Here is a 25,550-nt window from a genome sequence, read left to right on the forward strand (position 1 = left end):
ATTCTTTGCGGCCTGCAGGCGTAAGCGCGTGGAGCTTTTCTGCAACCGGTCGAAGTGCTTTCGTTGCTGGGGGTTGTCGGGTTGTGCTGGCGGAGCGCGTTTTTTTGTTAGCGATTCCAGGCTTGACCCTGGGGGTGGAGGAGCTTGCTGATTTACTGCTTCGCGCGGTTGTTGAGCTGGGTAAGAAGCCGCTGGATTTGGCAGCTGATGCGTTCCCTTTCTTCCCGGCAGCGTTTTTAGCGGGCGATGCCTGCCTGTCACCGAACTTACCAGTGGCAGCGACCCTGTTTTTACCTGCGGCCTTCCGGCTGGCTGTTGCAGGTTTCGCGGATGTGGCTGTTTTTTTCGCTGCTTTTTTACGGGTTGCCATCTTGTTTTCTTTTAGAGAGCAATTCGGTGCGCCGCGGCTCTGCCACATTGATGTATTTAAAGGGGCAGTGCAGACAACCATTGCCGCAGCAACGTCCACGCTCGAGGTGAAATTTGGCGGTCAACACCATATACCCCTGCTCGTTGAAATAAAAATCAACTCCTTCTATCAGTTCCTTCTTCAAGCAATAACTCTTTTAACGCGTCATCTTTATCTGGTAATGGGGTAGCAGGCAAACTGAATTGCAGGTAATGAATGCGGTTGCTCTGCGCGATATCCAACCCTTCGTAATGTGTTTTGATCTTCAAAACATCGGTGATGTTGGGGTTGGCATAGACATCGTCCATTTCCTGTGCCACGGGTAGCTCCTGCAGGTCGATCACCCATTTGGTAAAGCGGTAGAGACTGGGTGAGTCGGTTTTGAGGTTGATAAAACCGCCTGGCTGCAGGAACTGCTGGTACAGCCGCAGGAATTTGGGGTGGGTAAGGCGTTTTCTGGCTTTGCCGGTGCGTAGCTGGGGATCGGGAAAGGTGATCCAGATCTCCGACACTTCGCCAGGGGCAAAATACTGAGCGATCTGGTCGATCTGCGTGCGTAGGAAACCCACATTCTTCAGGTCTTCCTGCAGGGCTTTTTTAGCCCCTACCCAGATGCGGTTGCCCTTGAGGTCTACTCCCAGAAAGTTCTTGTCCGGAAACAAACGGCCCAGGCCAAGGGCGTATTCCCCTTTACCACAAGCCAGCTCGAGCACGATCGGGTTATCGTTGTGAAAGAATTCATTCCATCGTCCTGGCATGTTCTCCGGATACTGGAGCACATTGGGAAACGTGCTCATCTCTGCAAAGCGTATTAACTTCTTATGACCCATAAGCCGCAAAAATAGCGAAATAAAAAACCCGCTGAGAAGAAGCAAGTTCTTTCAACGGGTGATTGCCGGCCGCAGAGGTACCCTGCCTTGGATGGAACAGGGCTATGAAAAAGGTATGATCAAAAGTTGTCGGGGCTGGGACTATCGCAGGTATAGGTTATCTCATGTGCTGTCAGGTTCTTGAACGAGGGAGCCCAATGATTGCGCCAGTCGGTCGAGAATGAAGTGGGCAGGTTCTTGCTATTGTACGACAAGGCCTGCGTCGCGTTATTCATGCTGTAATTACGGTGTATAAATGCCAGTATCAGGTTGGTACGCAAAAAGTTTTTCTTATTGTCGTAACCACTTCCGTCACCGTTCAGATTGCCCCTGGCGTCGTAATTGTAAGTATCGACTTGAACCTGTCCGTTAGCGTAGTTCATCACCGTTTTTGAAACGCGTCCCTGTGAATCGTATGAATAAAGGGTTGTCCACCAGTCCGCAAAACCGGAGGGATCGTTCTCATCGAAACCGGCAAACCAGGTGGAGTCGGAAACGATGAAATTGTTGCTATTGTACTTGTATTTCGATACCAGCTCCACATTGCCGGGGAAATATTCCTGCTTGTATTTGATAAGGCGGCGCTGGTTGTCGTAATAAAAGTAATAGTTCGGCCTGCCGGTAATGACCTGATCAAACAGGAGGCTTTGGGGATCTCCCCAACTCGTATAATTGAAATGAAGGGTGGTGATTTCATAGGGGTCGTCGGGATTGGAGGAATACTTTTCAGTGATCGTTTTGATCCTGCAGGGAACCTCGTAATCACCTCTCTTTTTGCACGAAAGGGTGAATAGAAGACCCGCCAGCACCGTTAGCTGGAGAGGTTTCATTAATTTCATGAAAAAGGTTTAATTAATTGAAGGTAAGGGCTTGACCGAAGATAATTATAATTTTAACTCAAACAGCTAAGCGCAATTATTTAATTATGAGTAATATGTAGATTGTTATAAGTAGGTAACGGCGGTACTGGCCTGTAAGATCAGCCGGTAAAAAGAAAGAAGGTTATTGGAACAACAGGGTCGGAATGAACAGGATAAAGGGGAAATTGGCTAGGCGACAGTAGCGGTCGCCGTTCGTGTAGGCAATAAAGATAGTAAGCGTTGCGGAGATTACCAAAATGGGAATAAAAAGTGAAACCCTACCGGAAGAATCCGACAGGGTTTATGTGTTGCTTGCTCTGGCTGTAGAGGGAGGACTCGAACCTCCACGGGGCAGTTAGCTATAGCGCAATCTGTGGTGGTCAACCCCAGTCATCCCGAAGGACGGCATTACACTATGTTTATCCTGTGACCCCCACCCCCGAGACAAGGGGGCATGTCTGCCAAAATTCCATCACTCCACAGTATATACTGACTTTTAAAGAACGATTACAGTGCAATATTAAAGAAACTCTGCCATTCATTGAGAAATATTCAATAAAAATTTTGAAAGTTTCGATATTCTATAAATATTTGTATAAATCTTTGATGTTTTACAAAAAACGATTGCTAAATGGGATCTAAATTGAATCTTGATAAACTCGACTTACAGATCATCCATGAGATGATGGATAATGCAGAGATATCCTATGCCGATCTTGGAAAGAAACTGTTCGTATCCGGTGGAACCATTCACGTACGTATCAAGAAACTGCAGGAAGCAGGTATTGTTAAAGGTACCAAATTGAATGTTGATCTGAAACAAATGGGATACGATGTGATCGCTTTTATCGGTATATACCTCGAAAAAAGCTCCCTCTATGATTCCGTAGCCAAAGAACTCCAAAAAATTCCAGAGATCACCCGCCTCAATTATACCACGGGCAATTACAGCATGTTTGCAGAGATCATTTGCCGCGACATCAATCAATTACGGTACGTATTGCACGACGAGCTGCAAAAGATCAAGGGTATTGAACGAACGGAAACCTTCATATCCCTGGAAGAAAGCTTTAACCGCAATGTACAGGTGATGGCGGGAAATCAGGTATAATACACAATAAAATTATACTTCCTCATAACCCGATTTAATATTAGCTTTAGCAGACTTACAATACCATTGCACCATGAAAAAGATCGTAGTCTTTGGACTTCTCGCCCTTTCGATCATAGCCATTACCCCTGCCTGCGGCGGTAAAGGTAAAGATGACCCCAAGCCCTGTTCGGAAACCGCTATGATCGTTAGTACCGATCCGGCGAATGGCAGTACCCAGGCCCCGGGGATAGGCCCCAATTTCACCTTAACGGTCAACATTACTGCCAACCTGCCTTCGGCTGGGGTGGAAATAAAAGTGACCGCTGCCCCTGAAGCGGGTGGCGCAGCGTTCTATACCCAAACGCTCAGCGATGTAAAAACGAACGTGAGCACATTCACGATCACCAATACACCGGCTACCACTGCCAGCAAGGTGGATATTACGGTTACATCCAAAGGTTGCAACACCAATAAATGGACGGGCAGCTACCGGTATTCGAAGAAATAGATTGACTGCGCAGGCTGGTTATCCAGGCTGTACCGCGGTACACATATTCAGCCTGCTGCATTTTTGCAGCAGGTTTTTTTATGCCTTTACCTGCAAAGCATCGCGCAGGCCGTTGCCCAGCATATTGAAAGCGAGTACGAGTAGCATGATGGCAAAACCCGGAGCCAGGGCCAGCATGGGATTGTGGGTGATGATGAAGTTATAGTTCTCCTTGATCATAAGCCCCCAGCTGGGTTGTGGCGGCTGCACACCTACCCCGAGGAAGCTCAAGCCTGCCTCGATCACAATGGCAGAGGCAAAATTGGAAGCAGCGACCACCATCACCGGACCCATCACATTAGGCAATACATGGCGTACGATGATACGCGGATGCCCAAAGCCGAGGGCCCGGGCCGCTTCTACATATTCCATTTCACGCACACTCAATACCTGGCCGCGGATGATACGGGCTACGCTTACCCACATGGTAAGACCGATCGCGATAAATACCTGCCAGAAGCCCTTGCCCAATACAAGCGTTATGGCAAAGACCAGCAGCAGGGTAGGGATGCTCCAGATCACGTTGATGAACCACATGATCGCATCATCTACCCAACCCCGGAAATAACCAGCCAATGCCCCCAGCAGCACACCAATACTCAGCGAGATCAACACGGTCACCAGGCCTACACTCAGGCTTACGCGTACGCCTACCAGGAGGCGGCTGAGGATGTCGCGACCGTACTTATCGGTGCCGAGATAAAACGTGACGGTTTCGATCCGGTAGTCCCCTTTTTGCGCCCCCTCCTCCCAGCTGGTGAGGGCAAGGGGGTAGGCCACCCGCTCGGTGATACCTTCATCGATATACTGTTGAATGACGAGGCTGTCTTTGGATGCGGAATAACGTTGGATCGGAATATACTGGTAACGATCTTCCCGTCCGCCCAACAGGCGGCTGATAAAGCTGGTGGAGGCTACCTGCCTGCCTTTGGGGAGCAACAGGAATTGTTGTGAAAATCCGGGCTTCTGACCACCGATTTCCACGATCATGCGGTTGGCATTGGGTGTACCATCCGGTGCCAGCAGGTAAGCAAACAAGGCGATGAACAACGAGAGCGCAATGATGACGATGCCCAGCATGGCACCTTTGTTGCGTTTCAATCTTCGCCCAATATTGCGTGTGGAGGCCGTTGCCATGGATAATAAATCGGGTTTGGTTATGCCTGCGGCTGTTTGGTGATGATCCTGCCCTTCCACTCATACTTGCCAAACTTGCCCAGCCAGCCTGCAATGATCGTATAAAAAATATGCAATGGCTGTAAGAACGGAAAATACTTCATGAGCGACGATTGCCCAAAGAAAATAGCAGCTGCGTGTACAAAAGGGAATTCGATCAACACCTTGGCCAGCAGCAGGAGCAAGGTGAAGAACAACCAGATATCTTTCCAGAACGACGCGACAACGCTCACCAGGAAGCATACATTGACCAGGTACACCAGCAGCAGCACCCAGAAAATACGCTTGTCATCGTAGCTATCGGCTTTGCTGGCCCAGCGGATGCGTTGGTTGAAAAATGCTTTCCAGCTGGCGGCAGGTGCGGTCGATACGATGGCTTCCGGCGCCTTCAGGTAAAACACGCGGTCAGGATACTTCGAATAGATCTTATGCATCAGCAGCATATCATCACCCGATGGAATGTTGTCGATGCCGGCGAAGCCATTCACTTCTTCGAATGCTTCTTTTTCATACGCCAGGTTGGCGCCATTGCACATGCTGTGAAATCGCCGGTATACAGAAGCACCGGTGATGCCTTGCAGGGTGATGAAATCAAGCGATTGGAATATACCGAGCAGACTGCGGCCGGCGTCGATCCTGACCGGCGCCGCAATGAATTTGGCCTGCGTCGCCTCATAAAAAGAAGCGATGCTTTGCAGCCACTGATCGCCGGGCCGGCAATCAGCATCGGTGATGACGATCAGTTTGCCGGTAGCCTCCCGGATGCCGGTTTCGATCGCCTTTTTCTTGTACGAACGCAGGGCTCCTTCCGACCCCACATAGGCTGCAAGATTCAGCGGCTTCAAACGCAGCTCGGGGTAAGCACTTTGTTGCAGGATGGACCAGGTATTATCGGTAGAATGATCGTTTACCACGATCACTTCATACAATGATTGCGGGTAGCGCTGCCGGTTAAGCGCATCGAGCAGGGCGACGATATGGTTCTCTTCGTTGCGCGCTGCCACTACTACGGAAATGGCAGTGGTGGCCCGGGTTTCAAGGAGTTTGTACACAGGCAGCTCATTCCAGGCACGATGGTAATAGTTGATGAGGAAGGCATAACCCACCATGAGTAAAAAGAAAACAAGAAGGAATACTGGCATGTAGCGGCAATTGGTGAAAGGATCTAAGATTCCAGCATGGAAAGGATCGTCGGCACATTTTTTTCCTGCAGCACCTGATGACCAGTTGGAATCACCTGCAACGTACAGAAAGATTCAATACCGGCGCTGAATTTTTCACCGCGTTCATACCGGATAATGCGGTCATACTTACCGTATAACAAGCGAACGGGTATCCGGTATTGCACGATCAGTGATTTGATCACCTGCAGGTGTGGCCGGAAATGGCGCATGCAGGTCCAGCGGTTGTACAACTCATCCCGTACGCGGCGATCGTTGATGTAGTAGTTGGTAAACTTGAATATGCTCTGGTTGATCAGCTTTAACCGATTACCCGCTTTGAGAAACTGATGAAACCAACCAGGGTGTTGCATCGTAAACCGGAATAGTTGTTTGCCTACTACCGAACGGGTGGCAAAGCGGTACCAAAAATTAACCTTCAATCCATCCGGCGCCAACAACAATACTCGGTCGATCTGGTCAGGGATGGTTTCCAGCAGGCTGAGTGCTACACGACCCCCCATGCTGAAACCCATCAGCGACAAACGCGCTGCGGGTATGCCCAGGTGCTGCCGGATGCCAGCCAGTATAGACAACAGATCCTCCATGGAAAAATCTAACCCTTCCTGCCACTGTGTGCCGCCGTGAAAAGGAAGATCGAGAGCCACGAGCTGGTACCCGGTTGGCAGGTGGCGCTCCAAAAAGTGAAAGGTCTTTTCCGATTCGCCGTATCCATGCAGGCAAAGCAATAGCTTTTCGCCGGCGCCGCCTGCGCTGAAATGGATCTGCGAATGTTTATATGAAAGGATGGCCGACTGCATAACTGGCTGCGCTAAAACTACAACTTTATCTGATTCACAACGGGTTATAAAAGAAATCTTGTTCACCGCCATTTAACGACAAAAACTTGCAGGAGACCTGGAAATTGCGTAAGTTTGGTTAGTTGTATAAACAACTATATGTCAAACAACCAATTCAGAAAAGGAGAGCTCTACAGCTTTATCACCGGTAAAGCTTCGATTGCGATCGCCCGGCGATTGCAGAAGAAGTTCAATACAGCGGGGTTAAACCTGACCATCGAGCAGTGGAGTGTGCTGTATCACCTGTGGAAGCAGGATGGTATCAGCCAGCAGGAGTTGTGCAATGCGACCTTCCGTGATAAACCAAGTATTACGCGGTTGGTAGATAACCTGGAAAAACTCCAATTGGTGAAGCGGGTATCGTCTGATGCCGACCGTCGGATGAATCTGATCTACCTGACCCGGCAGGCACAGAAGCTGCAGGAGCAGAGTATGGGCATTGCCGAAGAAACGCTCAACGAAGCCCTGGAGGGTGTACCCGCCGAGCGGATCGAGATCTGTAAGGAGGTTTTACAAATTGTATACGATAATCTTAAATAGGCCCAGGTGCCGGTGCAAAGTGGATAAGGAAGCGGCGCCACATATTATTAACGATTGACTATTCATTCTAAAAACATTTTGTATGAGCAGCGCAACACAAACAAAAACGAGCCTGAAAGGCGGCGAGTGGCTGATCAAAGAAGGTAATGCATTCGACACCTACATCCCCGAAGACTTCAACGAGGAGCAGCAGATGGTGAAGGATATGTGTACGTCATTTCTGGAAGCGGAGGTTTTGCCGATCATCGATCGCATCGACAAAATGGAAGCTGGTCTGATGCCGTCGCTGGTAGCCAAAGCCGGCGAACAAGGACTGCTGGGCGCTTCCATTCCGGAAGCCTACGGTGGCCTGGGTAAAGACTTTATCACCTCTACGCTCGTCAATGAAGGACTTGGCGGTGGTTATTCTTTCTCCGTCGCGGTGGCTGCCCATACGGGTATTGGCACGTTGCCAATCCTTTATTTTGGTACCGATGCCCAAAAAGAAAAATACATCCCCAAGCTGGCTTCCGGCGAATGGAAAGGGGCCTATGGACTTACGGAACCCAACAGTGGCAGTGATGCCCTGGGGGCCAAAACAACGGCCAAGCTGAGCGATGACGGTAAGTACTACCTGCTCAACGGCCAGAAATGCTGGATCACCAATGGCGGATTTGCCGATGTGTATACGGTATTTGCCAAGGTCGATGGCGATAAGTTTACCGGCTTTATTGTGGAGAGAGGTTTTGAAGGATTTACCCAGGGACCGGAAGAACACAAGATGGGCATCAAAGGATCATCCACCGTGCAACTCTACTTCCAGGACTGTAAAGTACCCGTGGAGAACGTACTCGGCGAAATTGGTAAAGGGCATATCATCGCCTTCAACATCCTCAATATCGGCCGTCTGAAATTGTGTGCTGCTGCCCTGGGAGGTGCGAAAAGAGCGGCTTCCGAATCTGTTACTTATGCCAATACCCGCGAGCAATTCAAAACACCTATTTCCACTTTCGGTGCCATCAAACACAAGCTGGCCGAAATAGCGATGAAGATGTGGGTGGCCGAAAGTGCTTTGTACCGCAGCGCCAAATGGATCGATGAGAAAGAAGAAGAGCTGCTGGCTGCGGGCAAACCATTCAATGAAGCATTGCTGGGGGCCGCGGAAGAATATGCGATCGAGTGCGCCATCCTCAAAGTATATGGTAGTGAAATGCTCGACTTTGTCGTAGACGAAGGCGTGCAGATTCACGGCGGTAATGGTTTCAGCGATGAATACATTATTTCGAAAGGATACCGTGACAGCCGTATCAACCGCATTTATGAAGGCACCAATGAGATCAACCGCCTGTTGACGGTAGATATGGTATTGAAACGCGCCATGAAAGGCCGCCTCGACCTGATGGGCCCGGCCATGGCTGTGCAGAAAGAGCTGATGAGTATTCCTGATTTTGGCAGCGGGGAAGAGGAAGCCTTTGCGAAAGAGAAAAAAGCCATCGCCAATTTCAAGAAAGCAATCCTCATCACAGCAGGCGCCGCCGTCCAAAAGCTGATGATGAAGATCGAGCACGAACAGGAGATCCTGATGAATATCGCTGATATGGCCATCGAAACCTTCCACGCCGAAAGTGCCTTGCTGCGCACCATCAGGCTGGTCGACAAAAAAGGAGAAGCGGCCTGTCAATATGAACTCGATATCATGCGCACCTACCTGTACGAAGCTGCTGATAAGATCAACATCTACGGCCGGGAAGCGATCAATGCCTTTGCAGAAGGTGATGAGCAACGCATGATGCTGCTGGGTATCAAGCGCTTCACCAAGGTGGATCCGTTCAATACCAAAGACGCCCGCCGTCGCATTGCAGAAAAACTGATCAAAGACAATAAGTATCCATTATAGGATACGTGCAACGTTTAGAATCATGGCTATACTTACAGGGCGGCAGTTTTCACTGCTGCCTTTTTTATTGTGGGCAGGCCCGCCCCGTTGCTGAATACACAGTTACACTTGATGCTCGTGAAGCATTCAAAATAGGGTTTGCAGGATTCTGCCAGCCACACATGGTGACCACCCTGTATGCGTGTGCCGCAAATAGCTGCAAATGAATTTGGTATTGCAATGCGTAGTATTTTGCCGTATGAAACAAATAGCCTCGCTTGTAGTCTTCTTCTGTCTCTTGTCTTCTGTGAAAGCCCAGGACTCCACCACTTATTTTTTTGTAAGGACCACCGGCCAACTTCCATTTCTCGAATATGGGTTGGGCGATGATCGGTTGGGCGGCGCCAAGATGACCTACCTCGATACCAATGTGGTATTGAAGGTGATCGATTCGGTGGGCACGGATTACAAGGTGCAGTTGTCGAAATACCACACGGCCTATGTAGCCAAGAGCAATGTGAAACCCGACACCACCATAAAAGTCAGGCCTTATTACCTCACCAATAGCTGGCGGGTATTTGGTAATGATACGCACGATTATGTGGCCGTGGCGATGGAAGAGCGCCTGCCCTACCGCGCAGTACAGCAGATCAATCCTTCGCGCCTGGTGATCGACCTCTTTGGCGCAACCAGCAATACCAACTGGATCACCCAACTGAAATCGGTAAAGGAAATAAAGAACGCCTGGTACGAACAGGTGGAGGATGATGTGGTACGCGTATTCATCGAGCTCAAGCATCGCCAGCATTGGGGGCATTATATCGCCTACGACAGCGCCGGCAAAAGGTTGATGATCCGCATCAAAAGGCAACCGGCTAAACTGTCTGTAAAGAACCTGGTGATCGCTGTCGACGCAGGCCACGGTGGTAGCAACGAAGGGGCTACCGGAATCACGGGCAAAGGAAAAGAGAAAGTGTATACCCTGCAGTTTGCCCAGGCACTGCAGCAATATCTTGGCCGCAAAGGTGTACAGGTCTACATGACACGTACTGCGGATATCGACCTCCCTATGCCCGACCGCACACTGGCATTGCGCGCCCAGGACCCCTCCCTGCTCATCAGCCTGCACCTCAACTCGGCCGGTAATCCCAAAGCAAAAGGAACCAGCACTTACTACCGGTATATCGGTTTCCGCCCGCTTACCGAAACGATCCTCGACCGCATGCTGGAACTGGGTTTGGATAATTACGGAAATATCGGCAACTTCAATTTCGCATTGAGCGGCCCCACAGAATACCCCAACTGCCTGGTAGAGATCGCTTTCCTTAGCAATGAAGAGGACGAGCGAAAGATCATGGACCCTGCCTTCCACAAGGCTGTTGCAAAAAAGATCTACCGTGGTATCCGGGATTGGCTCAAAGCGAACAGGAAGTAAACAATAAATAGTTCTAATATGAGTACTACCCGTCGTGAGTTCATTGCCAGCACCGGTAAGGCGGTTGTTGCCGGTGGATTGATTACATTAGCAGAAAATAACCAGACCGATATGGCCGACAACAAGTTCATCCACCACGTATATTTCTGGCTCAAGAATCCCGAAAGCAAAGAAGACAAAGCAAAGCTCATTGCCGGACTGAAGAAATTAGCTGCCGTTAAGACCATCAGTTGGTTCCACATTGGCCAGCCCGCCAATACCCACCGCGAAGTGATCGACAGTAGCTATTCCATATCCTGGTGCCTGATGTTCAACAACGACGCCGACCAGGCCAGCTACCAGACCGATCCTATTCACCTCAAGTTCATTGACGAGTGTTCATCGTTGTGGAGCAAGGTAACCGTGTACGATTCAGTAGATGCAAAATGAAAGGATACTTACTAGCAGAAAAGACCGTGACGCCGGGAGACAACTCCTTCATCGACAGTGTTTCGAGTGAGAATAATTTTGCGGTGGTATTTGAAGACGATACCTCGACCGGTTATTTCTACGCAGTAGAAATGACTCCGGAAACAGGTGGCCAACGTATACTCGATGCCCTGCATATCTATAATGTGGAGGAGGTTGTGGAAGATGGCCCCCTGGCGGTGAAGATCATCTGGTCCCGGGATTGGCTCAAATGCGCGTTGGTGGTGAACGCACAATGTCACGCGCTATTCGACTTCGAACATCAGCGTGGGTATAGCGTCAATGAATTTCCGGATCCCAATCCGATTTGGACAAAGGGCGACCGCAAGATCACCAATCAAATAATAGCAGACATCTTTGGATAAAGCATAAAAAAGACCGGTGAAAGATACCCTTCACCGGTCTTTTATCATTAAAGCGGTACTGCTTATTGAATACCCGCTGCTGCGGCTTCATCTACAAACCAATGCAACTCGCCAGAGGCAGGTTGAATGATCTGTGAAGGATACTGGTCTACATTACCGGCATTTTTAAGTACTTCCTGTAAAGCGTGGGCCTTGTTGGCGCCAAACGTGAGGAAGGCTACCTGATGCGCGCGGTTCACGACGGGAGCCGTCAACGTAATGCGGAACATATCCTGTGCGGGCAGCCAGAAGGATTTTACCCAGGCCTTCGTTTCGTGGATCACTTCTGTGCCGGGAAACAAAGACAAGGTATGGCCGTCATCTCCCATACCATTCAGTACGAGATCAAAGGTCTCTCCGCTATCGCCGAAATAGCCATGCAGGACCTTTTCATAATCCGCGGCACTGGCTTCGGGACTGATGTCCGTTTTCATGATATGCACCTGCTCTTTTACCACCGGCACATGGCTCAGCAGTTGTTCGTAGGTCATACGGGCATTGTTACGGCTATCATCGAAGGGTACTGCACGCTCATCGCCCCAGAAGATATGGAGCTTGCTCCAGTCGATCCGGTCACGGTAAGGGGCTTTGGCCAACAGTTCGTACAACAGCTTGGGCGAATTACCGCCGGTGACGACCCAGGTAAAGCGGTCTTTCGACGCTAAGGTCTTTTCAATATTGCTGGTGATCCATTCCGCCAGCTCATGGCTGACAGCCGTGGAGTCTTTCTGTATATGCAGTTGCATGTGCGCTTATTTAGAGCCTACTTCCGATTTCGACTTTGGTTTTTGTGCAGGCAGGTTAACCCAATTGTATCCGTCACGGGCGATCAATGCTTCCGCATCTTCGGGGCCCCAGTTGTCGGGTGCATAGTTGGGGAAATCTACCGGTGGTCTTGCTTCCCAGGTTTCCAGGATCGGCATGATGATCTTCCACGCAGCTTCGATCTGGTCTTTGCGCATGAACAGGGTGGCATTGCCTTCCATCACATCGAGCAACAACGTCTCGTATGCTTCTGGTTCCTCTTCATCGTAAGCATCGTTGTAGCTGAAGGTCATATCTACCGGGCTCAGCGTCATAGACTGACCAGGACGCTTGGCCTGGAAGCGCAGGCGGATGTCCATTTCCGGCTGAATGCTGATGGTAAGGCGGTTGGGCCTCCAGGTATCAGCGGCTTCCGGCGGGAAGGCATAATAAGGCGCTGGGCGGAACTGTACTGTAATGATGGTCGACTTCTGGTGCATGCGTTTACCCGTACGCACATAGAAAGGCACATCCTGCCAGCGCCAGTTGTCGATATAGAATTTCACCGCGGCAAAGGTATCGGTGGGTGAGTTGGGGGCCACATTCTTCTCCTGGCGATAGCCGGGCACCTGCTTGCCTTTCATCCAACCTTCCGAATACTGGCCACGCACGGCATGGGCATGTACGTCTTCGTTGGTGATCTTGCGGATGGCGCTCAGTACATCGACCTTCTTATTGCGGATCTCATCGGCTTCGAATGACACTGGTGCTTCCATCGCGATCATACACATCAGCTGCAGGATATGGTTCTGCACCATGTCGCGCAGGGCGCCGGAGGTTTCATAATAGTCGCCACGACCTTCCACACCTACGGTTTCAGCAGCGGTGATCTGTACGTGCTCAATATAGTTCCTGTTCCAGATGGGCTCAAACAAGGCGTTGGCAAAGCGCAGTGCCAGGATATTCTGTACCGTCTCTTTACCAAGGTAGTGGTCGATGCGGTAGATCTGCTTTTCGTCAAACATGCTCAGCAGCAGCTCATTCAGCTCGTGTGCACTCTTGAGGTCATGACCAAAAGGTTTCTCCACCACGATGCGGGTGCACTTGGTATCGGAGCAGATATTGAGCGGCCCCAGTTTGCTGGCAATTTCTGGTACCAGACCGGGCGCTACCGCCATGTAGAAGATCACATTGGGATGCTCGCCATATTCCTGTTCTTTCTCCTTGACGATATCGGCAATCTTCTGGTAGTCGGCTTCATTCGAAGCGTCCATTTGCAAGTAAGATACGCTTTGAGAGAAAGTATCCCACTTGTCGATATGCTCGTCTTTACGGCGGGAGAACTGCGTGATACCATCCAGCAGGTGCTTGCGGTAATCTTCGTTCTTAAAAGGGCGGCGGCCAATACCTACGATGCCAAACTTATCGGGCATCCAGTTATCGATGAACAAATTGAAGAGCGCGGGAGAAAGTTTGCGGTGATTCAGGTCACCACTGCCACCAAAAATGAACAACAGGGAAGCTGGTGGACGTTTATGATTTTGCATATAGGTTAGTTTGAGCCGGACTATTTATTCCAAATCGTGTGAAAAGTGCCTGGCTGGTCAATACGTTGATAAGTGTGCGCACCGAAATAGTCGCGTTGTGCCTGCAACAGGTTGATGGGCAACTGACCACTGCGGTAAGCGTCGAAATAGCTGATGGCAGCCAGCAAACATCCGGCCGCGTAGTTGTGCTGAATAGCAGCTGCAGCTACGGTACGGAGGTTCTGTTGCTTGTCTTGCAGCAAGCCGGCGATCTGCTCGTTCAGCAGCAGGTTTTCCAGCTGGGGATTGGCAGTATAGATCTTGGTGAAAAGATCGAGCAGGGTAGAGCGGATGATACAACCACCACGCCATACGGCTACCACCTTTTGCAGCGGGATCTGCATGTCCAGTTCGGTCGATGCTCTGTGCAGCATGGCCAGGCCCTGTGTATAGCTCATCAGGATACCGAAATAGAGGGCATCGTGTACCTGTTTGATGAATGTTTCCTTGTCGGTATCGATCTTGCCTTGCACCGTGTTGAACACAGCGGCAGCTTTCAGGCGCTCGTCTTTCAGGGAAGAGATATTGCGCATGGTGACAGCCATATCGATGGTGGGGATGGGCACGCCAATATCCATGGCATCCTGCGAGGTCCATTTACCGGTGCCTTTGGCGCCGGCCTTGTCCAGGATCAGGTCTACCAGGCGTTTGGAGGAGTCTTTCTCGTCGGGTTGCAGGAAGATGTCTGCCGTGATCTCGATGAGGAAAGATTGCAGGTCGCCTTTGTTCCAGGTATCGAATACTTGGTGCAGTTCGTCGTTGGAAAGGCCAGCACCGCGGTGCAGCAGGTCGTAGCTTTCGCTGATGAGTTGCATGATCGCATATTCAATCCCATTGTGCACCATCTTTACGTAGTGGCCGGCTGCGCCTTTACCCAGGTGGGCTACACAGGGTTCGCCATTCACCTTGGCCGCGATGGCTTCCAGCATGGGCTGAACGTGTGGATAGGCTTCCTGGTCACCGCCCGGCATAATGCTGGGGCCTGTACGGGCTCCTTGTTCACCACCCGATACACCTACCCCCATGAAATGGAGGCCTTTGCCCTGCAGGTAGGTCACCCGGCGTAAGGTATCTGTATAATGCGAGTTGCCACCATCGATGATGATATCGCCGGGTTGCACCAGGGGCAATAGGCTTTCAATTACATCGTCTACCGGTTTACCGGCAGGCACGAGCATCATGATCTTTCGGGGAGTTGCCAGCTGGCTCACCATATCCTGGAGCGACACCACACCTTTTACCGTGGTGCCTGGATTGGCAGCTTCTTCAAACGCTGTAGTCTTTTGATTGTCTTTATCAAATCCGATTACTTTAAATCCGTGATCTGCCATATTCAGTAACAGGTTCCTGCCCATTACACCCAGGCCGATCATTCCAAAGTCGAATTGTTGTGCAGCCATGTCTATATTATAAGATGAGTAACAAAATTAGGTAGTGAGGATGGTAACAAAAAATAAGAACTGTTGGCTATTTCATATATTCCCCTTGCTGATCCGTACCAAAAACAGCAAGGCCCGTCTGTGCAAACACAGTACGGGCCTGACCGATAACGTTTTCGTTTATTTTTTGGCAGGAAGCGTGCTCTCCGGATGCTCCTTACCATGGTGGCAGGTCATACAGGTAACAGGCGCTTTAACGGCAGTGTCTTTGGCGTTGTAGTCGAAATATTTCTTGTTGATCTTCCCGGTCATCAGGTACATCTTACGGGCAATATCTTTTTCTGGCTTCTCATCGCTGGCATAGTCCATCTTCCGGGCTTCAGTCTTGCTGGGCGCATGGCAAAAGCTGCAACGTACACCCAGCGAAGCCTTCCAGGAATCCATCACTTTGTCCAGGTCTTCAGCGCTGATGTTTTTCGGCAGCACTTTCAGGTTTTTGTATATCCCTTTGGGCGGGCTGGCAGCCGCAATACCGGCCAGTACGAGCAGGGCCAAAGCGCCAATAACCGTCATCTTCTTGTTAAACAGCATAGTTATGATTCATTTAAGGTCTGAAAAATAGGGAATTGTGGTATCAGATTTGACAATTCTCTGACATTTGACGACAGGTTAACAAGCTACTTGCTTAACAAATGATTATTATACGAAGGTGCAGGCGGAAAAGAAAACGTCGTATATTTGCGGCGTCAATTTGAGTTTTAGCATTTAGTATAAAGTCTGCTACGCATTTCTGCTAAGAGTTAGTTAGTCTGTTAATACGCTGCTTTTTTCTCAGATCATTTATAAATCAATCAGTTTATTAGTTATGAACATTTATGTTTCGAATTTAAGCTTCAATGTCAATGATGAAGACCTCCACGATTTTTTTGCTGACTACGGCGAAGTTTCTTCTGCCAAAGTAATCACCGACAAATTCACCCAAAAGAGCCGTGGTTTCGGTTTTGTGGAAATGTCTGACGACGAAGCTGCCCGCAAAGCAATCGCTGAGCTGGATGGTGGTATCGTAGAAGGTCGTGCTATCAAGGTTACTGAAGCTCGTCCCCGTGAAGAGCGTCCTGCTGGCAACGGCGGTGGCGATCGTCGCTCTTTCTCTCGCGGTGGCAACAACAACCGTTATTAATCTCTAGTCAGATATAATTGTTTTGAGCCCTTCGCTTGCGAAGGGCTTTTTTGTGCTCTGGCGGGTCACCGTATGCCGGTAGAGCTCACGACCCTCGTCGCCTTTTTTGGCTGCCTGCCCCGAACCACTTATTTTGCAACCAGTCATTCAACAACTCTATTTATTATCATGAATCTGATCGGCAATCTTATCTGGCTGGTGTTTGGCGGCTTCTGGTCTGCGTTGGGCTACCTGTTTGGTGGGTTCGTATTGTGCCTGACCATTGTAGGCCTGCCTTGGGGATTGCAGTGTTTTAAACTGGCCGCCGTTGTGTTATGGCCTTTTGGTAAGAAGATCGTACCCAAGGCCAGCAGCACGGGTTGCCTCTCGCTGTTTGCCAATATCGTTTGGCTGCTCTGCGGCGGGCTGTACACCGCTTTTGTACACCTGGTGTTTGCCGCCATTCTATTTATCACGATCATCGGCATCCCTTTTGCCCGGCAGCATGTAAAGCTCATGGAGTTGTCCTTCATGCCCTTCAGCCGCGACGTGATCTGGTAACAGCCTGCTTTTTCACATAATTTTAATCCCGGGTTTCCCGGCTTACATAAGAAATGCGATATCCTTGCGTTATTGCCCATAGATGTGTTCCCAATCCTTGCTATTGTCTTTTGTTGATCGTTAAAGCAGTTAAGTATACGGACGCGGCAGGGGCGACTGATAAAGTGTAGCCAGCAATTGTCTAACCGCGTTCAATCAACCAAAAGATGCAAAGACCCCACCCATTCAGGATCTGCTTTTCCGTTATTGCCATCCTGGCCATCGCCTTCGCCTGCTGCAAAGACCCGCAGTCGCCGGCACCTAACACAAAATCAGATTCGGCCACCGTGGCCGCCCCACCAGCTCCATCCCCCCGCAAGTTTGGCCTCCCGGTCGATTCCTTTGCCGTGATTGAAAAGACCATCGAAAAGAACGAATTCCTGTCCAACATACTCGACCTGTACCAGGTCGATGCAGCCACCGTAGGTTTGCTGGCCATCAAGTCGAAAGGGATTTTCGATATCCGTAATATCCGGGCCGGTAACCAATACACTGTGTTCTGTACCAAAGACAGCGTGCAGAAAGCCCAATACTTCGTCTACCAGCCCAATGCCATTGATTATATCGTGTACGACCTGCGCGACTCCATCCGCATATACGCCGGCAAACGGGAAGTGACTTCTAAGATATTAACCGCTTCGGGCAAGATCGAGAGCTCCCTGTACGAAACGTTCAGGAAAGCAGGCGCCGACCCTAGTCTGGCCATGAAGCTGGCTGATATCTACGCCTGGTCCATTGATTTCTATTCCATCCATGAAGGCGATTGGTTCAAGGTGGTGTATGAGCAGCAATATGTGAAAGACGAACCGGTAGAGCTGGGCTCCATACAATCGGCCATTTTCTCGCATGATGGCGAACCTTTCTACGCCTTTTACTTTCAGCCCGACAGTACACAGGCTGGTGAATACTACGATGAACAGGGAAAAACCCTGCGTCGCTTCTTCCTCAAAGCGCCGCTGAAGTTCAGCCATATTACATCCCGCTTCTCCCTGCGCCGCTTTCACCCCGTACAGAAACGCTGGAAAGCGCACCTGGGTACGGATTACGCGGCCAGCACGGGTACCCCCATTATTGCCACTGGCAATGGCGTGGTGCTCGAATCGGAGTTCTCCCGCTTCAATGGCAATTATGTCAAGATCAGGCACAACAATACTTACACCACACAATACCTGCACATGAGCCGCCGCGCTGTAAAACGCGGGCAGCATGTACGCCAGGGGCAGGTGATCGGGTATGTGGGCAGCACCGGCTTAGCTACCGGTCCGCATGTTTGTTATCGCTTCTGGAAAAACAACAAACAGGTAGATCCGCTGTCGCAGAAATTTCCTTCGGCCGAGCCCATCTCCCAATCGGCAAAGCCTGTGTTTGACCAGTACAAGCAGGAGCAACGCCAGCAACTGGAGACCATCAAGATCGACGGCACGATAGAGTAAAATCAATAATAGGTATACGACGTTAAGCCGGTATAGTGATCACCGGTCGCAGGCCCTCCCGTGACCTGTGTCGCAGATCGTTTTTCCACCGGCAGCGATCCCTGGTACTGGTATTGAAGTGTGATCATACGAACATCCACGCCATTCGTCTCCTTCACCCGCGTAGGGTTGTTGTGATAGAACCGTACGCCTGGCAGCAAGACCAGATGTTCGAGAAAGCCCTTGCAGATACCGAAGTCATCCACCGCTTTTCCATTGTCATAAGCTTCAAAGTCAACAACCGTTACCTGCGCTGTAGCCGGGTAAGTATTTTCCACGCGTTGCAGGTTACCATTGTCGTAGTAGGTGAACACCGAGTGTTTTTCGTCGGGTCCCGATCCGGTTGGTTGCCAGTCCATCCTGCTAACCCGCCCTTTGGCGTCATAACGCACCAATACCTTCAGCCGTAGCCCCGTATCATCGTATTGCAGCACCTCACTCACTTGCTGCCGGCTGTATCGGTACAGGAAATACCGGGCATCCGTCGAGCTGCTGGTCACACTATCGATGCGCCCACCTTTATAGTAATAATGATAAACGTGTAGGTCTTCGTTATAGGAAATCCGGGTTACGTACCCTGAATCGTCGTAGGTAAAATGATAAAAAGGACTGGCTGTTTGCCGCACGTTGATCGCTTTCAACAACACCGTGTAGCGATCTGTTACCGGCTTACTGCCAGGAGGCTCACCCGGATTTTTGCCGCAACAGGTGAACAGCAGGGACAGGATCAGGCCCTTAGCCCCCAACATAGTATTCCTTGTAGGCATAAAAAAAGCTGGCTGTTTTACCCAAGCTACCGATAGCCCTGTAAAACAACCAGCCTCATCCGGCACAATGCCGTATTATCCGATGAATGACGTCTTTGATGGCGTTGGCCGTAATCAATGCTGAATATAGCGTTCGAAAAACTCCCAGGTGCGCAGCATCTGATCGATCCGTTGGCGGTTGTCGCCGCTGCGCGTCAGTTCGTGTGTGCCATTGGGATGGCGCACATACTCCACTGGCCGGCCCAGGGCCTTCAGGCTGTGGTACAACATTTCACTTTGCACAAAGCCGGTACGACGGTCATTGTCTCCGTGGAAAATGATATAGGGCGTAGTAATGTTTTGTACATAACTGATGGGCGACTCTCTCTGGAGAATGGCCTTGGTGGCGGGCTCCCAGGGATAGCCGCCAAAGTAATTGGGTACCAGGCGCCAGGCATTCCCCTCACCAAAGAAGGTGGCCAGGTCATATACCCCGCGTTGCGAACAGGCAGCTTTGAAACGCTTATCGTGCGAAATGATCCAGGCTACCAGGTAGCCGGCATAAGAGCCGCCGGTAACCACCAGATTGGAGGTATCTGCCCATCCCTCGGCGACAGCTTTATCGAGGGCCGTCAGTACATCACTGGTTGGGCCGGTTCCCCAGTCGTTGATATTACCCCGCAGGAAGTCGACCCCATAACCGCCACTGCCACGGGGATTACAGTATACGACACCATACCCCTTGCTGCAGAAGTATTGGAACTCATGCCACATACTGGTTTCGCCGGGACCCCACATCGCAGAGGGGCCGCCGTGGATATTAAGCACAACAGGATATTTCTTCCCTGCTTCGTAGTTGGTGGGTTTCATCACCCAATACTCTACCGTCATGCCTTTTTCGTTGGTAAAGGTCTTCTTCTCGGGAAAAGAAAGCTTCTTGTCTTTCACCCAATCATTGAAATGCCCAATCGCTTTGGCATTTTGTGCCGATGCATCTGCTACATACAGTTCGAATGGATTGGCCACTTCCGTTTTAACATACACCAGCTTGTTGCCTGCTACGTCAAAGCTGCCAATGCCACTGTTGTAATCGGTTAGCTGCTCTACTTTACGGGTCTTGACGTTGGCGCGGTACAACGGAGCGCCGCCATTGCTCTGTGCGGTGAAGTACAGGAATTGCTCATCGGCACTCCAGGTAGCGATTCCCTTACTGCGGTCGAGTGGAATATCGATGATGTCCTTGCTGGTTCCATTAACCGGCATGATGGCCAGCATAGGAACGCTTACAAAAGAGGTAGTGCCATATTGAAAGGCCAGCCATTTACCCGAAGGCGAAAGGCGCGGACTGGAATATACTTTACCAGGTTCGCCCAGCAGCTTTTTTAAACCGCTGCCGTTGGTATTGACCAGGTACAGCTGACTCTCCAGTGAACGGTCGGGATGTTCGAGTGAATCGACATCGCCTGCCATCACGATCTGCTTACCGTCGGGGGTAAAGGCAGCGCTGTTGAACCGGTAAAACCCTTTCGTAATAGCTACCGGCATAGCGCCGGGTACAGCTTGCACGATATAATAGTGGCTGAAGCTCATATCGCCCGAAATATTCATCTCATCGAGGAAATTGAGCTTGTTCAGCACTTTCGCTTTGCGGTCACTGGCATTGTTGTCGAGATAGGCGCGCACTTCATCCAGGTTGCCATCGGGATCTGCCTTGGCGGCAGACGTTTGTAATTGCTCGTTCTTATCAAAGCCAGGTTTTTCGGCAGGCCAGGCGGGCAGCCGCTTGCCGGGATTGAGTTCTTCGTCTTTGAGGAGCTCTTTGAGGGGCACACTTGCGGAAAACAACAGCTGCTTACCATCAGGGCTCCAAACAGGTGATGATGCGCCGTATTTAAACTTGGTCAGCTGGATCGCTTCGCCACCATCCAGCGACAGCAGGAAGATCTGCGATTTGCCATCCACCCCACGTACAAAAGCCACTTGCCGGCCATCCGGATGCCAGGACGGTTGCGAAGCGCTCTCTTTGCTGGTGAGTGCCCGGGGCGCCGCAGCGCCATCGGTAGGCACCAGCCATAAATGAAGCGCGTATTTATAATCGGTCTTGCTATCGCTATCGGGTTCGATGCTGTTAACGTTGAAAACGGCCCTGCTGCCATCACGGCTCAGGGCAACGGCACCCAGGGTTTTAATCCTGACCATATCGGTCACTTTCACCGGTTCTTTGGGTTGCGCCAGGGCCGACAGGGTAGTGGCAGTGAAGAGGATACAGGCATGCAGGATTTTTCTCATGTATGATTTTTTGTAGCGTTGAATGTACGACAGGATGCCCTATCGGCTGACAGTTAAATGAAGAACGGACAGCTTTCTTACATTTGATCCCTAAATAGAAATTATGGGACAGCTAGTACAGGAATTCAACGACTACCGCGAAAAGATGAATGAAGTGATCCTGAGTAAGGATAATCTTGTGATGAAGCGCCTGTGGAACCTCGACACCAATACTTATGAGGAGGGCGCGCTCGATAAAAAGACCAAAGAATTACTGGGATTGGTAGCCAGCATGGTACTGCGTTGCGATGATTGCATCAAATACCACCTGGGCAAGTGCCACGAACTAGGTGTCAATACGAAAGAGATGTATGAGTTGTTTGCAGTGGCCAACATCGTAGGTGGTACCATTGTGATCCCCCACACGCGCCGGGCTGCCGAATACTGGGAAGAACTGATCGCGGGGTAAGATGCCCCGGATTTCGTAAATTTAGGATATGAGCGATCCGATTGCTGCTCCGGTATTGACGGCCAAAGACTTTGCCACCGACCAGGAAGTGCGGTGGTGCCCGGGCTGTGGCGATTACTCGATCCTGGCACAGGTACAGAAGATCATGCCGGGATTGGGTATTCCAAGGGAACGTATTGTGATCATATCGGGCATTGGATGCAGCAGTCGCTTTCCCTATTATATGAACACGTATGGTATGCATTCCATCCATGGGAGGGCTACCGCCGTGGCCAGCGGCCTGAAGGCCGCCAGGCCCGAACTGAGTGTGTGGATCGTAACCGGTGATGGCGATGGCCTCAGCATCGGCGGCAATCATACCATCCACTTATTGCGCCGCAATTTCGATGTCAACATCCTGCTGTTCAACAACCAGATCTACGGGCTTACCAAAGGGCAATATTCCCCTACTTCCGAAACACAGAAGGTAACCAAGTCAACCCCTTATGGAAGCATCGACCATCCTTTCAATCCATTGGCCCTTGCAATGGGTGCCGATGCGACATTTGTTGCGCGTAGCATGGACCGCGATCCAAAACACCTGCAGGAAATATTGATTCGGTGCCATCAACACAAGGGCGCCTCATTTCTCGAGATTTACCAAAACTGCAACATCTTCAACGACGCTGCTTTTGAACCCTTCACCGAAAAAACAACGAAGGCGGATAATGCCCTCCTGGTGGAGCAGGGCAAACCATTGGTGTTTGGTGCGCAACGCGACAAGGGAATTCGTCTGGATGGCTTACGACCGGTGGCCGTTACGCTGGGCGATCAATACAGTGTAGACGACTTATGGGTACACGATGAGAAAGACTTCTACAAGGCACAGTTATTGGTGAGGCTGTTTGACGATCCACGTATAGATGGGCATCTGCCCCGGCCATTCGGCGTTTTTTATCAGGCAGAGAGGCCTTGTTATGAAGAGATGATGACATTACAGGTGGAAGAAGTGATCCAGTCAAAAGGCAAAGGTGACCTTGACAAACTGCTACGGGGCAACGAAACCTGGACCATCACCTGATCAATAAATCCATTACTGCAAGGGGATAAAAAAAATAAGCCAGCGATGGAAATCGCCGGCCTGTGCTTACCTCTGAAACCACAAAAAGAAAGAAGGTAATTATATAGTGACTATATATAAATCAGTTTAAAAGGAACCTCAAAATTGGTCTTGAATTGGATTCTCCATCAAGCAGTGAAGAGATCATAGAAGTAGCTCAGCATAACAGGCAGTATACCTTGTAGGTGTATTCTTCTTGTTCAGGTGAGCACTTTAAACGACTTCACTTAGATTTTTTCCTGCCGCTACCGTGGAGTAAAGGCAGTTGGTTCTGGCGATATCAACCATTAACACATGAGTTACCAGAACTCACAGGGTCGTAAACAACGTAACGTGACAGAGGTAAAAAGCATTTATAAGGGTCGCGGACAATCTATAGTTACGAGACTAACTCGTTCTTTCTTTTTTCGATAGTACCGGAAATGTAACCTGGAAATTGGATGGTCGGTTGGAAAGAGGAGATTGGAGATTCTGGTGCTTTGCGGGTGTGAATAGTGGTTCAGCACATAAGCAGGGTAAAAGTAATCACTGTTTTCTTAAAAATCAATATTTTCCTAAAGAATTTTTAATGAATAGAGTATTTAGACCTATTTATTACGATAGATCAACAGAACCTGTCAAATGGGTCAACGATCAATAAATACTACTAATAGGGTATGGCGAATAAAAAAATGCTAAGAGATCGAGTGTACGATCAACTCTTTTTCTGCCGCTTTTAACAACTTCTCTTTTTTATAATCATACCACCATTTGGGAGCCGTCTTCTTCATCAGGGTATCGATGCTGCGCATGCCGAAAAGATTCCAGGCTCCCTGCAGCTTGCCGCCGAAAGAAGATTGCAAAGCGCGCAAGCTCATCGCAAAACCGCTGTCCAGGTACTCCATATGATGCCAGTAACCGGCAGGCATGAACAGCGTATCTCCATGACCGAGGATCACTTCATATCCTTGCGCCAGTTTCAGGGCCGGGAAGTTCTCGTAATCGATCTTGCCATCTACATTGTAGTGGGAGAAGTCGGCCAGGCTCAGCACTTCAAAAGGCTTACGGTACAACTTATGTTGCTCTTCAAAAGGAAACAACAGCACCCGCTTCCTGCCGGAAAACTGGGTGTGCAGGATATGCGACATGTCGATGTCGAAGTGCATGTGCGTGATGCTGGTGGCGCCGCCGGTAAACAACATCGGAAACTTCTTCACGAAACCTTTCATCAGGTGGTCGGGCCAGGTAAAATCCTGCGTCAACTGCGGAGCATGGTCAAAGATGTTGAACAGAAAGATACGCCAGGCCGCAGGGCCCGCGCTGATCATATCGATATACTGACCAAAGGTTTTGTAATCGTCGGCCGTATTGATAGGGGTGTAGGCGTCACTTTTCACATTGTTGTACAGACCAACCCGCTTGTCGCCTACGATCTGCTTAAAATAATCCCAGTTCCATTTCTGGTAAGCAGGCCAATCCTTGGCCAGATTCTTAATAACAACGGGTTTCATGGGTCTGTAGTACCGCTGCTGAAACTCCTCGCCACTTATACTGTCTACGCTATCAACAGGTTGTAAACGCATTGGCTAGATTTTGCGCAAATTTAATATTAAAAGCAGGTACGGCGTATGGCCTCCCCGAATATGTTGATAATGTGACAGGTGGAGGTGGATTTCTGCTGCACCCCCGGGACTGGTTTTTGCTGTTTCTGGACTTTACCGTTAATTTTACCCATATGCTCTTACATCTTCACCCCGACAATCCACAGCCCCGTAATATTCAAACAATTGTATCCGGTTTGTCGAAGGGAGAAGTGATCATTTACCCCACCGATACCATCTACGGCCTGGGGTGCGATATCTTCCAGCAGAAAGCCATCGAACGTATTTGCCGCATCAAGCAGATCAACCCCCAGAAAGCCAATTTTTCCTTTATCTGCCACGACCTGAGCGACCTCAGCCAGTACACAAAGAGCATTTCCACCCCGCTCTACCGGATGCTGAAGAGCTACCTGCCCGGCCCCTACACCTTCATTTTGCCGGCCAGTAAGGAAGTACCCAAGATCCTGAAAAGCAAAAAAGACACCATCGGTATCCGGGTGCCCGACAACAATATTGCCCGCGACATCGTCAGGCAGCTGGGCCACCCGATCCTCAGTACCACCCTGCCGGGCGACATGGTAGAAGAATATACCGACCCCGAATTGATGTACCGCAATTTCGAAAAATTGGTCGATATCGTAGTCGACGGTGGCATCGGCGGAATGGTTCCCTCCACGGTGATTGACTGTACCGGCGAAGAACCGGTAGTGGTAAGGCAAGGTGCCGGCGAATTCGTGGCTGAATAATTGGCTGTATATTCGCCCCCCTAATA

26 protein-coding genes are annotated in these 25,550 nt (G+C 50.1%); 13 read left to right on the top strand and 13 right to left on the bottom strand.

What is annotated here, in order from left to right:
* Positions 1–356: 356 nt before the first annotated feature.
* From P2W70_RS01420 to P2W70_RS01430, 3 genes are all read right to left on the bottom strand, one after another.
* On the bottom strand, positions 357–500 hold the full coding sequence (locus tag P2W70_RS01420; RefSeq protein WP_276480284.1) for a DUF5522 domain-containing protein: 144 nt from the start codon (positions 498–500) through the stop codon (positions 357–359).
* Positions 501–525: 25 nt separating this feature from the next.
* Positions 526–1,239 carry a tRNA (guanosine(46)-N7)-methyltransferase TrmB gene (gene trmB / locus P2W70_RS01425; RefSeq protein WP_276479633.1) on the bottom strand — a complete coding sequence of 238 codons (714 nt, stop codon included), beginning with the start codon at positions 1,237–1,239 and terminating at the stop codon, positions 526–528.
* Between the two features lie 119 nt (positions 1,240–1,358).
* A complete protein-coding gene (locus P2W70_RS01430; protein WP_276479634.1) occupies positions 1,359–2,117 on the bottom strand; it encodes a hypothetical protein in 759 nt (252 codons plus the stop codon).
* A gap of 652 nt (positions 2,118–2,769) precedes the next feature.
* Between P2W70_RS01430 and P2W70_RS01435 the strand changes: the two genes are divergently transcribed.
* Complete coding sequence (locus P2W70_RS01435; protein WP_276479635.1) at positions 2,770–3,249, top strand: Lrp/AsnC ligand binding domain-containing protein; 480 nt, start codon at positions 2,770–2,772, stop codon at positions 3,247–3,249.
* Positions 3,250–3,322: 73 nt separating this feature from the next.
* Complete coding sequence (locus tag P2W70_RS01440; RefSeq protein WP_276479636.1) at positions 3,323–3,739, top strand: hypothetical protein; 417 nt, start codon at positions 3,323–3,325, stop codon at positions 3,737–3,739.
* 78 nt (positions 3,740–3,817) lie between these two features.
* On the opposite strand, the gene P2W70_RS01445 is transcribed toward P2W70_RS01440, so the two are convergent.
* Genes P2W70_RS01445 through P2W70_RS01455 form a run of 3 tightly spaced genes read right to left on the bottom strand, consistent with a single transcriptional unit; the run spans position 3,818 to position 6,935 of the window.
* Complete coding sequence (locus P2W70_RS01445) at positions 3,818–4,915, bottom strand: ABC transporter permease (protein ID WP_276479637.1); 1,098 nt, start codon at positions 4,913–4,915, stop codon at positions 3,818–3,820.
* A gap of 20 nt (positions 4,916–4,935) precedes the next feature.
* Positions 4,936–6,096, bottom strand: a complete 1,161-nt coding sequence (locus P2W70_RS01450; RefSeq protein ID WP_276479638.1) for a glycosyltransferase — start codon at positions 6,094–6,096, stop codon at positions 4,936–4,938.
* Between the two features lie 23 nt (positions 6,097–6,119).
* Positions 6,120–6,935, bottom strand: a complete 816-nt coding sequence (locus P2W70_RS01455; protein WP_276479639.1) for an alpha/beta fold hydrolase — start codon at positions 6,933–6,935, stop codon at positions 6,120–6,122.
* A gap of 138 nt (positions 6,936–7,073) precedes the next feature.
* On the opposite strand from P2W70_RS01455, the gene P2W70_RS01460 reads away from it, so the two are divergent.
* The 5 genes from P2W70_RS01460 (at position 7,074) to P2W70_RS01480 (ending at position 11,637) form a co-directional block, all read left to right on the top strand.
* On the top strand, positions 7,074–7,514 hold the full coding sequence (locus P2W70_RS01460) for a MarR family winged helix-turn-helix transcriptional regulator (protein WP_276479640.1): 441 nt from the start codon (positions 7,074–7,076) through the stop codon (positions 7,512–7,514).
* Between the two features lie 82 nt (positions 7,515–7,596).
* A complete protein-coding gene (locus tag P2W70_RS01465) occupies positions 7,597–9,390 on the top strand; it encodes an acyl-CoA dehydrogenase family protein (protein ID WP_276479641.1) in 1,794 nt (597 codons plus the stop codon).
* 238 nt (positions 9,391–9,628) lie between these two features.
* Positions 9,629–10,804, top strand: coding sequence for an N-acetylmuramoyl-L-alanine amidase (locus P2W70_RS01470; RefSeq protein ID WP_276479642.1), 1,176 nt, complete (start codon positions 9,629–9,631; stop codon positions 10,802–10,804).
* Positions 10,805–10,822: 18 nt separating this feature from the next.
* Entirely contained in the window at positions 10,823–11,233 is a 411-nt protein-coding gene (locus tag P2W70_RS01475; protein WP_276479643.1) for a Dabb family protein, read from the top strand.
* Positions 11,230–11,637 (top strand): DUF2251 domain-containing protein, encoded by a 408-nt coding sequence (locus P2W70_RS01480; protein ID WP_276479644.1) that lies wholly within the window; start codon positions 11,230–11,232, stop codon positions 11,635–11,637. The genes P2W70_RS01475 and P2W70_RS01480 overlap by 4 nt, the downstream gene beginning before the upstream one ends.
* Positions 11,638–11,699: 62 nt before the next feature.
* On the opposite strand, the gene pgl is transcribed toward P2W70_RS01480, so the two are convergent.
* From pgl to P2W70_RS01500, 4 genes are all read right to left on the bottom strand, one after another.
* On the bottom strand, positions 11,700–12,422 hold the full coding sequence (gene pgl / locus P2W70_RS01485) for a 6-phosphogluconolactonase (protein WP_276479645.1): 723 nt from the start codon (positions 12,420–12,422) through the stop codon (positions 11,700–11,702).
* Positions 12,423–12,428: 6 nt separating this feature from the next.
* Positions 12,429–13,967 carry a glucose-6-phosphate dehydrogenase gene (gene zwf / locus P2W70_RS01490; RefSeq protein WP_276479646.1) on the bottom strand — a complete coding sequence of 513 codons (1,539 nt, stop codon included), beginning with the start codon at positions 13,965–13,967 and terminating at the stop codon, positions 12,429–12,431.
* 20 nt (positions 13,968–13,987) lie between these two features.
* Complete coding sequence (gene gndA, locus P2W70_RS01495) at positions 13,988–15,406, bottom strand: NADP-dependent phosphogluconate dehydrogenase (protein WP_276479647.1); 1,419 nt, start codon at positions 15,404–15,406, stop codon at positions 13,988–13,990.
* Between the two features lie 159 nt (positions 15,407–15,565).
* On the bottom strand, positions 15,566–15,976 hold the full coding sequence (locus P2W70_RS01500) for a c-type cytochrome (protein WP_276479648.1): 411 nt from the start codon (positions 15,974–15,976) through the stop codon (positions 15,566–15,568).
* Between the two features lie 274 nt (positions 15,977–16,250).
* Between P2W70_RS01500 and P2W70_RS01505 the strand changes: the two genes are divergently transcribed.
* From P2W70_RS01505 to P2W70_RS01515, 3 genes are all read left to right on the top strand, one after another.
* Positions 16,251–16,565: an RNA recognition motif domain-containing protein gene (locus tag P2W70_RS01505; protein ID WP_276479649.1), complete on the top strand. Its 315-nt coding sequence runs from the start codon at positions 16,251–16,253 to the stop codon at positions 16,563–16,565.
* A 168-nt stretch (positions 16,566–16,733) separates the two neighbouring features.
* A complete protein-coding gene (locus P2W70_RS01510; protein WP_276479650.1) occupies positions 16,734–17,105 on the top strand; it encodes a YccF domain-containing protein in 372 nt (123 codons plus the stop codon).
* Between the two features lie 206 nt (positions 17,106–17,311).
* Complete coding sequence (locus P2W70_RS01515; protein WP_276479651.1) at positions 17,312–18,577, top strand: M23 family metallopeptidase; 1,266 nt, start codon at positions 17,312–17,314, stop codon at positions 18,575–18,577.
* Positions 18,578–18,579: 2 nt separating this feature from the next.
* Here the strand turns inward: P2W70_RS01515 and P2W70_RS01520 are convergent, their stop codons facing one another.
* Complete coding sequence (locus P2W70_RS01520; RefSeq protein WP_276479652.1) at positions 18,580–19,383, bottom strand: hypothetical protein; 804 nt, start codon at positions 19,381–19,383, stop codon at positions 18,580–18,582.
* 114 nt (positions 19,384–19,497) lie between these two features.
* A complete protein-coding gene (locus tag P2W70_RS01525; protein WP_276479653.1) occupies positions 19,498–21,651 on the bottom strand; it encodes a S9 family peptidase in 2,154 nt (717 codons plus the stop codon).
* A gap of 103 nt (positions 21,652–21,754) precedes the next feature.
* Between P2W70_RS01525 and P2W70_RS01530 the strand changes: the two genes are divergently transcribed.
* A complete protein-coding gene (locus tag P2W70_RS01530; protein ID WP_276479654.1) occupies positions 21,755–22,099 on the top strand; it encodes a carboxymuconolactone decarboxylase family protein in 345 nt (114 codons plus the stop codon).
* Between the two features lie 28 nt (positions 22,100–22,127).
* Positions 22,128–23,159 (top strand): 2-oxoacid:ferredoxin oxidoreductase subunit beta, encoded by a 1,032-nt coding sequence (locus P2W70_RS01535; RefSeq protein WP_276479655.1) that lies wholly within the window; start codon positions 22,128–22,130, stop codon positions 23,157–23,159.
* A 713-nt stretch (positions 23,160–23,872) separates the two neighbouring features.
* Here the strand turns inward: P2W70_RS01535 and P2W70_RS01540 are convergent.
* Positions 23,873–24,760 (bottom strand): cupin-like domain-containing protein, encoded by an 888-nt coding sequence (locus P2W70_RS01540; protein ID WP_276479656.1) that lies wholly within the window; start codon positions 24,758–24,760, stop codon positions 23,873–23,875.
* 152 nt (positions 24,761–24,912) lie between these two features.
* Between P2W70_RS01540 and P2W70_RS01545 the strand changes: the two genes are divergently transcribed.
* Positions 24,913–25,524, top strand: coding sequence for an L-threonylcarbamoyladenylate synthase (locus P2W70_RS01545; RefSeq protein WP_276479657.1), 612 nt, complete (start codon positions 24,913–24,915; stop codon positions 25,522–25,524).
* Positions 25,525–25,550: the final 26 nt, after the last annotated feature.

Source organism: Paraflavitalea pollutisoli, from assembly GCF_029360705.1.
Classification (GTDB): Bacteria; Bacteroidota; Bacteroidia; order Chitinophagales; family Chitinophagaceae; genus Paraflavitalea; species Paraflavitalea pollutisoli.